Below are 13,221 nucleotides of genomic sequence, written 5' to 3'. Positions count from 1 at the left end.
GGCGTGAACGCGCGGGTAGAGAACCCGGGGGCGTTCGCACGCCTGGCCCGCACCCCCGGCGTCCCCGCGGCCTTCGTCCTGGTCCTGCTCGCGTTCGGCGGTTTCTCGCTGCTCCTGCCGGTCGTCCCGCTCGCGGTCGTCCGCGGCGGCGGCAGTGAACTCGTCGCCGGGGCCACCACCGGCGTGTTCATGACGGTGACGGTCCTCTTCCAGCTGGCCACTCCCCGGCTCACGGGGATCATCGGGTACCGGTGGGTGCTCGGGATCGGCAGCGCCCTGCTGGGCTTGCCCTCGGGCCTGCTGGCGGTCTTCGACGGGTCGTTCGCGGTGCTGGCCATCAGCGGAGTGCGCGGCGCCGGCTTCGGCATGATGACGGTCGCCGGTTCCGCGCTCGTCGCCGAACTGGCACCGCCGGGGATGCTGGGACGCGCGACCTCGCTGATCGGCCTCGCCGTGGGCATCTCCGAGGCGCTCTTCCTGCCGGTCGGGCTGTGGCTGCTCGACCTGTTCGGGCTGCCGACGGTGGCCTGGGCCGCCACGGCCTTCGGCGTCGTGGGACTCGTCGCCGCGGTGCGTCTGCCACACGTCTTCCCGACCCCGCCCGAGGGGTCCGACCACGAGGGGATGGGACCCCGGAAGGTGCTGGTCCTCCTCGCCGGACCGTTCCTGGTGATGGTCGCGGTGACGCTGCCCTACGGCGCGGCGGCCTCGTTTCTGTCGCCGGCCCTCGACTCGATCGTCTCCGGCAGCGGCGCCGTCGTCGCCGGGCTGGGGCTCGGCCTGCTGGGCGCCGGCGTCATCGTCGGCCGCACCGTCGCGGGACTCGTGTCGGACCGGCGCGGCCCCGGCGCGCTGGTGTGGCCCGGACTGGGTGTCGCAGCTCTCGGAATGCTGGGCATCGCCTGGCTGTTGACACTGGAGGCGAACCCCTGGTGGTTCCTCGTCCCGACCGTGGTCTTCGGCCTCGGGTTCGGCGCCATCCAGAACGAGGCCCTCGTGGGCTCGTTCGAGCGGATGCCGCGTTCCCGGCTGGGCACCGCGTCCGCGTCGTGGAACATCTCCTTCGACGCCGGCACCGGGCTCGGGTCGGTGGTCATGGGTGGGTTCGCGGGCTTCGGTTACGTCGTGCTGTTCACGGTCGCGGCCGGGATCGTCCTCGTGGTGGGCGGCCCGGCGGCTGTGGGAGCACGCCGCACGCGGCCCGTACGAGATCTGGCCTCAGACGACAGCGGCGATAAGGTGAACTCATGACGAAGACGGCCCCGCGGGTAGCGCTCCTGGACTACGGCTCCGGCAACCTGCGCTCGGCTCACCGCGCTCTCGAGCGTGTCGGCGCCCGGGTGGAGCTGACCTCCGACCCGCGCGTGGCGACCGAGGCCGAGGCGCTCGTCGTGCCCGGCGTCGGAGCGTTCGCCGCCTGCATGAAGGGCCTCGAGGCGGTCAAGGGGCCCCGCATCATCGGAGAGCGTCTCGCGGGCGGTCGCCCGGTCCTGGGTATCTGTGTGGGCATGCAGGTGATGTTCGAGCGCGGCACCGAGTTCTCGGACGGGGAGCACGAGGGCTCTCCCGGCGCCCCCGGCTGCGGGGAGTGGCCCGGTGTCGTGGAGAAGCTCGACGCCCCCGTCCTCCCGCATATGGGGTGGAACACCGTCGAGGCGCCCGCGAGCACCGTGCTGTTCGCCGGTATGCCCGCCGACGAGCGCTTCTACTTCGTGCACTGCTACGGCGTCCAGCGGTGGGAGATGGAGCCCTCCGACCACCTGCGCGCCCCCGACGTCACGTGGGCGGAGCACGGGACCCGGTTCATCGCCGCGGTCGAGAACGGCCCGCTGTCGGCCACCCAGTTCCACCCCGAGAAGTCCGGGGACGCCGGCCTGCAGCTCCTCGAGAACTGGATCCGCTCTGTCGCCTGAGAGCGACCGCGGCCCGGCCGCGGTGTCGTTCGCCGCGCTCGCCATGGCGGTGGCGGGGGCGGGCGTCCTGATTCTCGCGCTCACCGCGCTCGCGGTCGCCCTGCTGCCCCTGCCGCCCGCCGGGCGCGCGGTCGTCGCCCTCGTCGGGGTCGTCGCGACGGTAGCGGCGATGGGCCTGACGTCGCGCCGGATCACCGATCGCGCGATCCGCGCGGAGTACGGCGAGGAGCCCGGCGGGCAGGCGGAGCGCCCCGCTGACGACGGACTAGGCTGATGCCCGTGACCAACGCCAGATACCTCGAACTCCTGCCCGCCGTCGACGTCGCCGACGGGCAGGCCGTCCGCCTCGTCCAGGGCGAGGCCGGGACGGAGACCTCCTACGGTGCACCGCTCGACGCGGCGATGCAGTGGCAGAACGACGGCGCCGAGTGGGTACACCTGGTGGACCTGGACGCCGCGTTCGGACGGGGCACCAACCGGGAGCTGCTCGCCGAGGTCGTGCGCGCGCTCGACGTCAAGGTCGAGATGTCCGGCGGGATCCGCGATGACGAGTCGCTCGAGGCCGCGCTCGCCACCGGCTGCGCGCGCGTCAACTTGGGCACCGCTGCGCTCGAGAACCCCGAGTGGTGCGCCTCGGCCATCGCCCGCCACGGTGACCGCATCGCGGTGGGTCTCGACGTGCGGGTCATCGACGGCGAGCCGCGGCTGCGCGGCCGGGGATGGGTCTCCGACGGCGGCAACCTGTGGGAGGTCCTCGAGCGCCTCGACAAGGACGGGTGCGCCCGCTACGTCGTCACCGACGTGTCCAAGGACGGCATGCTCAACGGGCCCAACCTGGAGATGCTCTCCCAGGTGTGCGCTGCCACCGACGCGCCGGTGGTGGCCTCCGGTGGCGTCTCGTCCGTCGCGGATCTCGAGGCCATCGCCTCGCTGGTGCCGCAGGGCGTGGAGGGGGCCATCGTGGGCAAGGCCCTCTACGCCGGTCGGTTCACCCTTCCCGAAGCGCTCGCCGCCGTCAGCGGCCGCTGAATCCGTCGAGCGCCGTGTTCACCCGGTAGCTCCACCCCCCGCACGACCTCGAGCAGGAGGCCCGAGATGTCAGATCAGACCGGAAACACCCTGCCGACGGATCTCCCCGTCGACCCCGCCGAGGCGCTCGCGCTGGCGACGCGGGTGCTCGACGAGGTGACGCCCCGGTTCGTCGAGGGCGTCGGCGCCCCCGGCGTCCAGAACAAGGGCGCACGGAACGACTTCGCCACCGAGCTGGACCTGGAACTGGAGCGCCGGATCTCCGACGCACTGCGTGAGGGGACGGGCCTCGAGGTGCACGGTGAGGAGTTCGGCGGCCCGCCCGTGAACGAGGGCACGCTGTGGGTGGTCGACCCGATCGACGGAACCGCCAACTACTCGCTGGGCATCCCGACGGCGGGGATCCTCGTCGCGTTGGTCCACGAGCGCCAGCCGGTGCTCGGCCTGACGTGGCTGCCGTTGCTCGGCCTGACGTTCACCTCGATCACCGGTGGGCCGCTCATGGAGAACGGCGTCGAGTCCCCGCGGATGTCGGACGTCTCCATCCGCGACGTGGCACTCGGACTCGGCTCTCTCAATACCGGCGCCCGGACCACGTACCCGCCGGCCTACCGCCGCGAGGTGTTCGAACAGCTCACCCTCGACGCCGCGCGGACCCGCAAGTTCGGCTCGACCGGTGTCGACCTGTCGTTCGTCGCGTCAGGGCGGCTGTCCGCCGCGGTGAGCTTCGGCAACTACGCCTGGGACAACGCCGCGGGCGCGTCCCACATCCGTGCCGCGGGCGGTGTCGTCACCGACCTCACGGGTGGACCGTGGTCCATCGACTCGCCCTCGCTGCTGGCGGCGGCCCCACGCGCCCACGCGGAGGTGTTGGACACGGTCCGGCAGCTCGGTGAGCCGGGGAACTTCTTCGAGGCCGGTCGACGCCGGTCCACGCCGGAACCCGAGAGTCCGCGCCCGTGGCTGGCCGGGGAGCGGTGATCCGGCCATGACACTCGCCACCAGGGTCATCCCGTGTCTCGACGTCGACGCCGGCCGTGTGGTCAAGGGCGTGAACTTCCTCGATCTCCGCGACGCCGGCGATCCCGTGGCGCTCGCCGCGGCCTACGACGCGCAGGGAGCGGACGAGCTCACGTTCCTCGATGTCACCGCGTCGTCCGCGGGTCGCGGCACCATGATCGACGTGGTCCGCCGCACGGCCGAGCAGGTTTTCATCCCACTCACCGTGGGCGGCGGTGTCCGCACCGAGGAGGACGTCGATCAGTTGCTGCGGGCCGGCGCCGACAAGGTCAGCGTGAACACCTCCGCCATCGCCCGGCCTGAGCTCCTCGGTGAGCTCAGCCGGCGCTTCGGTTCGCAGTGCATCGTGCTGTCCGTCGACGCGCGCACGGTGCCCGAGGGATCCGAGCCGACGCCGTCGGGGTGGGAGGTCACCACGCACGGTGGCCGACGCGGCACCGGCATCGACGCGGTCGAATGGGCCCGCCGCGGGCAGGAGCTGGGCGTGGGTGAGATCCTCCTCAACTCGATGGACGCCGACGGCACCAAGGAGGGTTTCGACCTGGCGATGGTGCGGGCGGTCCGTGAGGCCGTGTCGATCCCCGTCATCGCCTCGGGAGGCGCGGGCGCGGTGGAGCACTTCGCGCCCGCCGTCCACGCCGGGGCGGACGCGGTGTTGGCCGCCAGCGTCTTCCACTTCGGGGAGATGACCGTCGGCGACGTCAAGAAGGCGCTCGCGGCCGAGGGGATCACGGTCCGATGACCGCGCACGTCCTGGACCGGTCCATCGCCGAGCGGCTCTCACGCAATGCCGACGGCCTGATCGCGGCCGTCGTGCAGGACGCCACCTCGGGTCGGGTGCTCATGATGGCGTGGATGGACGACGCCGCACTCGCCGAGACCCTGGCGACCCGCCGCGGCGTGTACTACTCGCGCTCGCGGGGTCAGCGCTGGGTGAAGGGGGAGACCTCGGGCCACGTGCAGCACGTCCGTAGCGTGGAGATCGACTGCGACGGGGACACAGTCCTGCTCCGGGTCGACCAGACCGGGGCGGCGTGCCACAACGGCACGACCAGTTGTTTCGACACCGCCACACTTCTCGGGGAGGACTGATCGCCGTGCCGTTCATCCAGATCAACCAGCTCGACGGGATGACCGCGGAGGGCAAGGCCCGCGTCATCGAGGCCGTCACCGCGGCGTACGCGGAGGCCTCGGGCAAGGACCCCGCGAAGGTGTGGGTCCATGTCAACGACATGCCGCACGACTCCTTCGGCATCGGCGGCAAGGCCCTCGGATGAGCACCGCGACCACCACGTTGGAGCAGTTCCGCGCGCTCGCCGCGGGGCACCGGGTGGTGCCGGTCGTGCGCACGGTCCTCGCCGACTCCGAGACCCCGCTCTCGGCTTACGTCAAGCTGGCGGGGGACCGGCCGGGCACGTTCCTGTTGGAGTCGGCCGAACACGGGCGCTCCTGGTCACGGTGGTCGTTCATCGGCTGTGGCGCGGCGGCCGCGCTGACGGTCGACGAGGCCGGCGAGGCGACGTGGTGGGGCAGCGTCCCCGCCGGCGCGCCGACCGGCGGTGATCCGCTGGACGCCCTCCGACGGACCCTCGAGCTGCTGCGGACCGACCAGATCGTGGGCCTGCCGCCGCTGACGTCCGGGATGGTCGGTTACCTGGGGTATGACATCGTCCGCAGGCTCGAGCGGATCGCCCCCGACACGATCGACGACCTACGGGTGCCGGAGCTCGTCCAGTTGCTGGCCACGGATCTGGCCGCCTTCGATCACCACGAGGGCCGGATCCATCTCATCGCCAACGCGGTCAACTGGGACGGCAGCGACGAGCGGGTGGACGAGGCGTATGCGGACGCGGTCGAGCGGCTCGAGTCGATGACGGCGCGTCTCGCCGAGCCCGGCGCCGGCGGGGTGAGCGTGTTCGACACACCTGATCCGCGGGTGCGTCGTCGCACCGACGAGCCCACCTATCACGCGCGGGTCGCCGACATCATCGAGCAGATCCACGCGGGCGAGGCGTTCCAGGTGGTGCTGAGCCAGCGCTTCGAGGTCGACACCGACGCCTCGCCGCGCGATGTGTACCGCATCCTGCGTACCACCAACCCCAGCCCGTACATGTTCCTCATGACGATCCCGGACGGCACGGGGCCGGACGGGTTCGGCGGGACGGCGTTCACGATTGTGGGATCGAGCCCGGAGGCTCTGGTCACCGTGGTCGACGGCGTCGCCACGACCCACCCCATCGCGGGGACGAGGCCCAGGGGTGACGACGACGAGCACGACATCCTGCTCGCCAAGGACCTGGTGGACGACGCCAAGGAGAACGCCGAGCATCTGATGTTGGTCGACCTCGGGCGCAACGACCTGGGCCGCGTCTGCGTCCCGGGCACGGTCGAGGTGACCGAGTTCCGCCAGGTGGAGCGGTACAGCCACGTGATGCACCTCGTGTCGACGGTGACGGGGCGCCTGGCCGACGGGCGGACGGGCATCGACGCGGTGACCGCGTGCTTCCCGGCCGGCACCCTCTCGGGTTCCCCGAAGCCGCGGGCCCTGCAGATCATCGAGGACCTCGAGGACACCCGCCGCGGCGTGTACGGCGGCGTGGTCGGCTACGTGGATTTCGCGGGCAACACCGATCAGGCCATCGCGATCCGCTCCGCGGTGATCAAGGACGGCACCGCGTTCGTCCAGGCCGGGGCCGGCATCGTCGCCGACTCGGTGGCGGCCTCGGAGGACGCCGAGTGTCGCAACAAGGCGATGGCGGTCCTGCGGGCCGTCTCCGCCGCGGAGACGCTGCGGCCGGCAGGGGAGTCCCGGTGAGCCGTCGCGCCCGGCTCCTGGTGCCCGTCGTCCTGCTGCTCGTCGGCGCGGCCCTGCTGTGGATCGCGTCCCGGATGGTGTGGCTCGATGTGGCCGCGTTCAACGACCAGTCGGGTGAGGCCCGGCGCGCGCTCGTCGGCGCCGAGTGGCAGCCGGCTCTTGTGCCGCTCGCGCTGGGCGCCCTGGCCGCCATTGCGGCGGTGGCATTGGTGCGGGGGCTCGCGGCCCGCGCCGTGGGAGCGGTCATCGCCCTGCTCGGGGTGGCGGCCGTCGCGTTGCTGATCTCGTCGGTGGGCGGCGTCGACGCCGAGCGGGTCCATACGGTGATCACGAGTGACGAGGGGGTCGCCCGGACCAACGCGGGGCCGGGCGCCGAGGGCTCCGAGTCGATCCCGGAGTGGTCCCGGATCACCGAGTCGTCGACCCGGCCGGTGGGCCCGTCGCTCACCGGCGCCGGCGCGGCCGCGCTGCTCGCGGCGGGGATCGTCGTCCTCGCGCGGCCGGCGCGTCCGGTGCGGCGCGACGACCGGTACGTCACGCCCGCCGTACGCCGCGGAACCGGCGGAGAAGCGAGGGATGACGCGGACGGCGACGCCGGTCGTGACCTCTGGTCGGAGCTCGACGAAGGACGCGATCCGACCGGTTGACCGCGACGGGGTGGACCCGATTCGGGAACCCGGCTCCGGACCTCTATTGTCGATCTCGATCACACTTTCCGCCCCGATCACTGCTGAGGGAGGTCACGGTGGGTACCGTGCTGGACTCGATTCTCGACGGGGTCCGCGAGGACGTCGCGGCCCGCGAGGCCGTCATCGACCTGGAGTCGGTGAAGAAGGCGGCCCTGTCCGCGTCGGACCCGCTCGATGCGCTCAAGGCGCTGCGCGACCCGGGTGTGGGCGTCATCGCCGAGGTGAAGAGGGCGAGCCCGTCCAAGGGGGCGTTGGCCGACATTCCCGATCCGGCGGTGCTGGCCCGCATGTACGAGGACGGCGGGGCGCGGATCATCTCGTGCCTGACCGAGGAGCGACGCTTCCACGGCAGCCTGGCCGATCTCGACGCGGTCCGGCGCGCGGTCGACATCCCGGTCCTGCGCAAGGACTTCGTCGTGGGGCCGTACCAGATCCACGAGGCGCGGGCGCACGGAGCGGACCTGGTCCTGCTCATCGTGGCCGCCCTCGAGCAGGACGCCCTGGTGTCGCTGCTGGACCGTACCGAGTCGCTCGGGATGACCGCGCTGGTGGAGGTCCACACCGAGGAGGAGGCGGACCGCGCCCTGGAGGCCGGAGCGAGCGTCATCGGCGTCAACGCCCGCAACCTCAAGACCCTCGAGGTCGACCGGGACGTGTTCTCCCGCATCGCACCGGGCCTGCCGTCCGACGTCGTGAAGATAGCCGAGTCGGGTGTCCGGGACGCCTCCGACCTCCTGGCGTACGCCAGCGTGGGTGCGGACGCGGTCCTCGTCGGCGAGGGGCTGGTGACGCAGGGCGACCCGCGTGCGGCCTGCAACGCGCTGGCCACGGCGGGTGCTCACCCCTCCTGCCCGCAGGGGCCCCGCTAGGCCCCGGTGGTGGGCTTCCGGCAGACTGGGAGTCGTGAACTCCAAGGATCTGACGTCACTGCCCACCATGGGGGAGGTGCTCCGGACAGCCACCGGACACGAGCCTGACCAGCGCGGCCACTGGGGGCCGTTCGGGGGCCGTTACGTTCCCGAGGCGTTGATGGCGGTCGTGGACGAGGTGACCGACGCCTACGCCAAGGCCCGCGCGGACGAGGAGTACCTCGACCAGCTGGACCGGCTGCAGAAGCACTATTCGGGTCGGCCGTCCCCTCTGTACGAGGCCACGCGGTTCGGCGAGGAGATCGGCGCCCGGGTCTTCCTCAAGCGCGAGGACCTCAACCACACCGGCTCGCACAAGATCAACAACGTGCTCGGTCAGGCGCTGCTCGCCCAGCGGATGGGTAAGAACCGCGTCATCGCGGAGACCGGCGCCGGCCAGCACGGGGTGGCCACCGCCACTGCGTGTGCGTTGCTGGGGTTGGAGTGCAAGATCTACATGGGCGCGGTGGACGTGCGTCGTCAGGCGCTCAACGTCGCCCGGATGCGTCTGCTGGGCGCGGAGGTCGAGGCCGTCGAGATCGGCTCGGCCACGCTCAAGGACGCGATCAACGAGGCGATGCGCGACTGGGTCGCGCACGCCGACGACACCTACTACGCGTTCGGCACGGCGGCCGGGCCGCACCCGTTCCCGACGATGGTCCGCGACTTCCAGCGGATCGTCGGTGCCGAGGCGCGGGTGCAGATCCTCGAGCAGGCGGGACGGCTGCCGGACGCCGCGGTCGCCTGCGTCGGCGGTGGTTCCAACGCGATCGGCCTGTTCCACCCGTTCATCGAGGACGAGTCCGTGCGCCTCGTCGGCTGCGAGGCCGGCGGTGACGGTGTGGAGACCGGGCGTACCGCGGCGACCGTCAACGCCGGCCGGCCCGGCGTGTTCCAGGGCTCGTACGCCCACCTCATGCAGGACGAGGACGGTCAGACGATCGAGTCGCATTCCATCTCCGCCGGCCTGGACTACCCGGGCGTCGGGCCGGAGCACTCGCGGCTGTCGGATATCGGTCGCGCCGAATACCGGCCGATCACCGACACCCAGGCCATGGACGCCTTCGCGCAGTTGTGCCGTACGGAGGGCATCATCCCGGCCATCGAGTCCGCACATGCGGTCGCCGGAGCGGCCCAGCTCGCCGCCGAGGGGGTCGGCCTGATCCTGGTTAACGTCTCCGGCCGCGGGGACAAGGACGTCGACACCGCCGCGCGGTGGTTCGGGTTGTTGGGCGGTGGTGAGCCGCCGGAGGCCGGGGTGGATTCGAGCCGGGGTGCCGACGACGGCGAGGGTGCGTACGCGGACGGGGGAGTCGAGGGATGAGCGTTCTCAGCGACGTGTTCGAGCGGTGCCGGGCGGAGAACCGGGCCGCGCTCATCGGCTACTACCCGGCCGGGTACCCGACCCTCGAGGGATCGATCGAGGCCGTCCGGACGATGGTCGAGGGCGGCTGCGACATCATCGAGGTCGGCATCCCCTACTCCGACCCCATGATGGACGGCCCCACCATCCAGGCCGCCGCGGACACCGCCCTCGAGGCGGGATTCCGGGTCGCGGACACCTTCGAGGTCGTCCGGGCGGTCGCTGACGCCGGCGCGGTGCCCGTGGTGATGACCTACTGGAACCCCGTCCTGCAATACGGGGTCGACCGCTTCGCCGCCGATCTCGCGGCGGCCGGCGGCACCGGCGTGATCACTCCCGACCTCATCCCCGACGAGGCGGACGACTGGATCGCCGCCTCCGATGCGCACGGCATCGACCGGGTCTTCCTCGTGGCCCCGTCGTCCACCCCGGAACGGCTGGCGATGACGCTGTCGCGCACGGGTGGCTTCGTCTACGTCCAGGCGGTGATGGGGGTGACCGGCGCGCGGGACGTCGTTTCGGACGCGCCGCGCACGCTCACCCGGCGCGTACGCGAGATATCCGATCTGGCCTGTGGTGTGGGTCTGGGTGTGCGGAACGGCGACCAGGCCGCCGAGATCGCCTCCTACGCCGACGGCGTCATCGTCGGCTCGGCGCTCATCACGGCGGCGACCGAGGGGCCGGACGCGCTCAGGCGTCTGACGGCGGAGCTGGCCGAGGGTGTCCGTCGCCGCGGAGTGTCGTCGTGATCCCGAGCCCTCCCCAAGGCGTGTGGGAGATCGGCCCGTTCCCGCTGCGCGCCTACGCGTTGTGGATCATCCTCGGCATCGTCATCGCGGTTTGGTGGGGCGAGAAGCGCTGGGTCGCGCGTGGCGGGCGGGCGGGGGTCGTGCTCGACACCGCGCTGTGGGCGATCCCGTTCGGGCTCATCGGCGGGCGCATCTACCACGTGGCCACCGACTGGTACCGCTACTTCGGTGAGGGCCGTAACCCGGTCGACGCGCTGAAGATCTGGGACGGCGGTCTGGGCATCTGGGGCGCCGTCGCGTTCGGTGCGCTCGGGGCCTACATCGGACTCCGGCAGCAGGGGATCCGGGCCCTCGGCGCACTGGGGGACTCGATCGCGCCGGGCGTCGTCCTCGCGCAGGGCATCGGCCGTCTCGGGAACTACTTCAACCAGGAGCTCTACGGACGCGAGACAGGCGTGCCGTGGGCCCTGGAGATCTACCAGCGCTACGACGAGGCGTACGGCTACTCCGAGACCATCGGGCGTTCCACCGGGCAGGTGCTGGCGACGGTGCACCCCACGTTCCTCTACGAACTGCTGTGGAACGTCCTCGTCGCGGTCGCGCTGGTGCTGATCGACCGCCGGTTCAGGCTCGGACACGGCCGGCTCTTCGCCCTCTACGTGGCGCTGTACTGCTTCGGCCGGTTCTGGGTCGAGTTGCTGCGCGCCGACGCCGCCACCGAGGTGTTCGGCCTCCGGATCAACACGATCGTGTCGCTGGTCGTCATGATCGCCGCGCTGCTGTACTTCTGGCGTGCCCGCCGCGGCCGTGAGGCCCCCTCGGAGCTGCGCGCTCTCGGCGATCCCGTGGACGAGTCGGTGGGGGACGGCCCGACGGACGCACCCCCGTTGTCCGGCCGTTGACGTCGGGTTAACCGGCCAGCCGGTCGAGGGGACTAGATTGGGTCGGGTGAATCGTCGTACCAAGATCGTCTGCACCCTGGGTCCCGCTGTCGCCTCGGAGGCCGGCATCCGTGAGCTGGTCGACGCGGGGATGGATGTCGCCCGCCTCAACTTCAGTCACGGAGAGCATGCCGACCACGAGGCCAACTACAAGTGGGTCCGCAAGGCCTCCGACGAGTCCGGACGCGCGGTCGGCGTGCTCGCGGACCTCCAGGGCCCCAAGATCAGGCTGGGCCGGTTCATCGAGGGCCGGCACGAGTGGGCGGAGGGCGACCACGTCGTCATCACCGTCGCGGACGTCGAGGGCACCAAGGACCGCGTCTCCACCACGTACAAGGGTCTCGCGGCCGACGCGCGCCCGGGGGACCGCCTGCTGGTGGACGACGGGAACATCGGCTTGACCGTCGAGCGGGTCGAGGGCGACGACGTGCGCTGCGTCGTCACCGAGGGCGGCACCGTGTCCAACAACAAGGGCGTCTCGCTTCCGGGCATGAACGTCTCCGTGCCCGCACTGAGCGAGAAGGACATCGCCGACCTGAGGTTCGCCCTCGCTCTGGGCGTCGACTTCATCGCGTTGTCCTTCGTGCGGTCCCCCGCGGATGTCGACCTCGTGCACGAGGTGATGGACGAGGTGGGCATCCACGTCCCCGTCATCGCCAAGCTCGAGAAGCCCGAGGCCGTCAAGAACCTCGAGTCCATCGTGCTGGCGTTCGACGCCATCATGGTGGCGCGCGGGGACCTGGGCGTTGAGCTGCCGCTGCAGGAGGTCCCGCTGGTCCAGAAGCGGGCCATCCAGATCGCCCGCGAGAACGCCAAGCCGGTCATCGTGGCCACGCAGATGCTCGAGTCGATGATCACCAACTCCCGGCCCACGAGGGCGGAGGCCTCCGACGTGGCCAACGCGGTCCTCGACGGGGCGGACGCGGTCATGCTCTCCGGCGAGACCTCCGTGGGCAAGTACCCCATCGACGCCGTGCGGACGATGTCCTCGATCGCGCTGGCTGTGGAGTCGGATTCCACCGCCGCACCCGACCTGGTCCACATCCCGCGCACCAAGCGTGGCGTGATCTCGTACTCGGCGCGCGAGATCGGCGAGCGGCTCGGGGCGAAGGCGCTCGTCGCGGTCACCTCCACCGGTGACACCGTCCGGCGTCTCGCCCGCCTGCACAGTCACCTGCCACTCATCGCCATCACCGGCGATCCGCGCATCCGCAGTCAGCTGTCGCTGACGTGGGGAACCGAGACCTTCCTCACCGACCGCGTCACCGAGACGGCGGAGCTGGTGAAGGTCACCGACGAACTCCTGCTCCCGGTCGAGGGATACAACGAGGACGACCTCATCGTGATCGTCGCCGGCAACGTGCCGGGGGTGGAGGGGTCGACCAACTTCATCCTCGTGCACCGGATCGGCGAGGCCGACCACTGAACAGGGCGGGGACGAGGCGTCGACCGCCTGTAGTCACCATCTGATAACACCCGGAAGCGCCGGTGAGCACCCCCGCTCACCGGTGCTTTCGTCTGAGTTCGTGCTTTTGACGTGACAGCGCCGAGACAATTCTGTTACCTTCTTGGAGGCCACCGGGGAAGCCGGTCGGCTCACCGCTTCACCCCTCTAACCCCGAGGTTTCCCCTGATGTCCGACGCCACTCGCATCACCTTCGCCGAGCTCGCAGACCGACTCGGCGTCGAGGGTTCCGGCGCGACCGCCGGTCGCCACCGTGCAGCCCGTTCCTCCAACGCCGTGGGCCGCCTCGTCGCCGGCACCGTCGCCGGCGCGGCCCTCACCGGCGGCGC

At 71.3% G+C, this 13,221-nt stretch carries 15 protein-coding genes; all 15 read left to right on the top strand.

Going from position 1 to position 13,221, the window contains the following annotated elements; translation table 11 throughout:
- Positions 1–3: 3 nt before the first annotated feature.
- The 15 genes from HMPREF3086_RS08960 to pyk all read left to right on the top strand — a co-directional run bounded on the left by HMPREF3086_RS08960 (position 4) and on the right by pyk (position 12,853).
- A complete protein-coding gene (locus tag HMPREF3086_RS08960; RefSeq protein ID WP_070721426.1) occupies positions 4–1,251 on the top strand; it encodes an MFS transporter in 1,248 nt (415 codons plus the stop codon).
- A complete protein-coding gene (gene hisH / locus HMPREF3086_RS08955; protein ID WP_070721424.1) occupies positions 1,248–1,913 on the top strand; it encodes an imidazole glycerol phosphate synthase subunit HisH in 666 nt (221 codons plus the stop codon). The genes HMPREF3086_RS08960 and hisH overlap by 4 nt, the downstream gene beginning before the upstream one ends.
- A gap of 22 nt (positions 1,914–1,935) precedes the next feature.
- Positions 1,936–2,187 (top strand): hypothetical protein, encoded by a 252-nt coding sequence (locus HMPREF3086_RS08950; protein WP_070721422.1) that lies wholly within the window; start codon positions 1,936–1,938, stop codon positions 2,185–2,187.
- Positions 2,187–2,942: a bifunctional 1-(5-phosphoribosyl)-5-((5-phosphoribosylamino)methylideneamino)imidazole-4-carboxamide isomerase/phosphoribosylanthranilate isomerase PriA gene (priA, locus tag HMPREF3086_RS08945; RefSeq protein WP_007632011.1), complete on the top strand. Its 756-nt coding sequence runs from the start codon at positions 2,187–2,189 to the stop codon at positions 2,940–2,942. Before HMPREF3086_RS08950 ends, priA begins: the two co-directional genes overlap by 1 nt.
- Before the next feature lie 66 nt (positions 2,943–3,008).
- On the top strand, positions 3,009–3,923 hold the full coding sequence (locus tag HMPREF3086_RS08940) for an inositol monophosphatase family protein (RefSeq protein WP_070721420.1): 915 nt from the start codon (positions 3,009–3,011) through the stop codon (positions 3,921–3,923).
- 7 nt (positions 3,924–3,930) lie between these two features.
- Positions 3,931–4,704 carry an imidazole glycerol phosphate synthase subunit HisF gene (gene hisF, locus HMPREF3086_RS08935; RefSeq protein ID WP_070721419.1) on the top strand — a complete coding sequence of 258 codons (774 nt, stop codon included), beginning with the start codon at positions 3,931–3,933 and terminating at the stop codon, positions 4,702–4,704.
- Positions 4,701–5,054: a phosphoribosyl-AMP cyclohydrolase gene (gene hisI / locus HMPREF3086_RS08930; protein ID WP_007632014.1), complete on the top strand. Its 354-nt coding sequence runs from the start codon at positions 4,701–4,703 to the stop codon at positions 5,052–5,054. Before hisF ends, hisI begins: the two co-directional genes overlap by 4 nt.
- A 5-nt stretch (positions 5,055–5,059) precedes the next feature.
- A complete protein-coding gene (locus HMPREF3086_RS08925) occupies positions 5,060–5,239 on the top strand; it encodes a tautomerase family protein (RefSeq protein ID WP_007632015.1) in 180 nt (59 codons plus the stop codon).
- Positions 5,236–6,777, top strand: a complete 1,542-nt coding sequence (locus HMPREF3086_RS08920; RefSeq protein ID WP_063973179.1) for an anthranilate synthase component I — start codon at positions 5,236–5,238, stop codon at positions 6,775–6,777. Before HMPREF3086_RS08925 ends, HMPREF3086_RS08920 begins: the two co-directional genes overlap by 4 nt.
- A complete protein-coding gene (locus HMPREF3086_RS08915) occupies positions 6,774–7,424 on the top strand; it encodes a TIGR02234 family membrane protein (RefSeq protein ID WP_061228788.1) in 651 nt (216 codons plus the stop codon). The genes HMPREF3086_RS08920 and HMPREF3086_RS08915 overlap by 4 nt, the downstream gene beginning before the upstream one ends.
- A gap of 98 nt (positions 7,425–7,522) precedes the next feature.
- Positions 7,523–8,335, top strand: coding sequence for an indole-3-glycerol phosphate synthase TrpC (trpC, locus tag HMPREF3086_RS08910; RefSeq protein ID WP_061228787.1), 813 nt, complete (start codon positions 7,523–7,525; stop codon positions 8,333–8,335).
- A 67-nt stretch (positions 8,336–8,402) separates the two neighbouring features.
- Positions 8,403–9,698: a tryptophan synthase subunit beta gene (trpB, locus tag HMPREF3086_RS08905; protein ID WP_061228809.1), complete on the top strand. Its 1,296-nt coding sequence runs from the start codon at positions 8,403–8,405 to the stop codon at positions 9,696–9,698.
- Complete coding sequence (gene trpA / locus HMPREF3086_RS08900; protein ID WP_061228786.1) at positions 9,695–10,486, top strand: tryptophan synthase subunit alpha; 792 nt, start codon at positions 9,695–9,697, stop codon at positions 10,484–10,486. Before trpB ends, trpA begins: the two co-directional genes overlap by 4 nt.
- Positions 10,483–11,388: a prolipoprotein diacylglyceryl transferase gene (gene lgt, locus HMPREF3086_RS08895; protein ID WP_070721417.1), complete on the top strand. Its 906-nt coding sequence runs from the start codon at positions 10,483–10,485 to the stop codon at positions 11,386–11,388. Before trpA ends, lgt begins: the two co-directional genes overlap by 4 nt.
- Positions 11,389–11,434: 46 nt before the next feature.
- Entirely contained in the window at positions 11,435–12,853 is a 1,419-nt protein-coding gene (gene pyk, locus HMPREF3086_RS08890; RefSeq protein ID WP_061228784.1) for a pyruvate kinase, read from the top strand.
- Positions 12,854–13,221 lie beyond the last annotated feature (368 nt).

Origin of the sequence: Dietzia sp. HMSC21D01 (assembly GCF_001815995.1) — a bacterium.
In the GTDB taxonomy this organism is placed as follows: Bacteria; Actinomycetota; Actinomycetes; order Mycobacteriales; family Mycobacteriaceae; genus Dietzia; species Dietzia cinnamea.
Note: the sequence above shows the minus strand (reverse complement) of the source record. Positions and strands in the feature narration are given on the sequence as shown.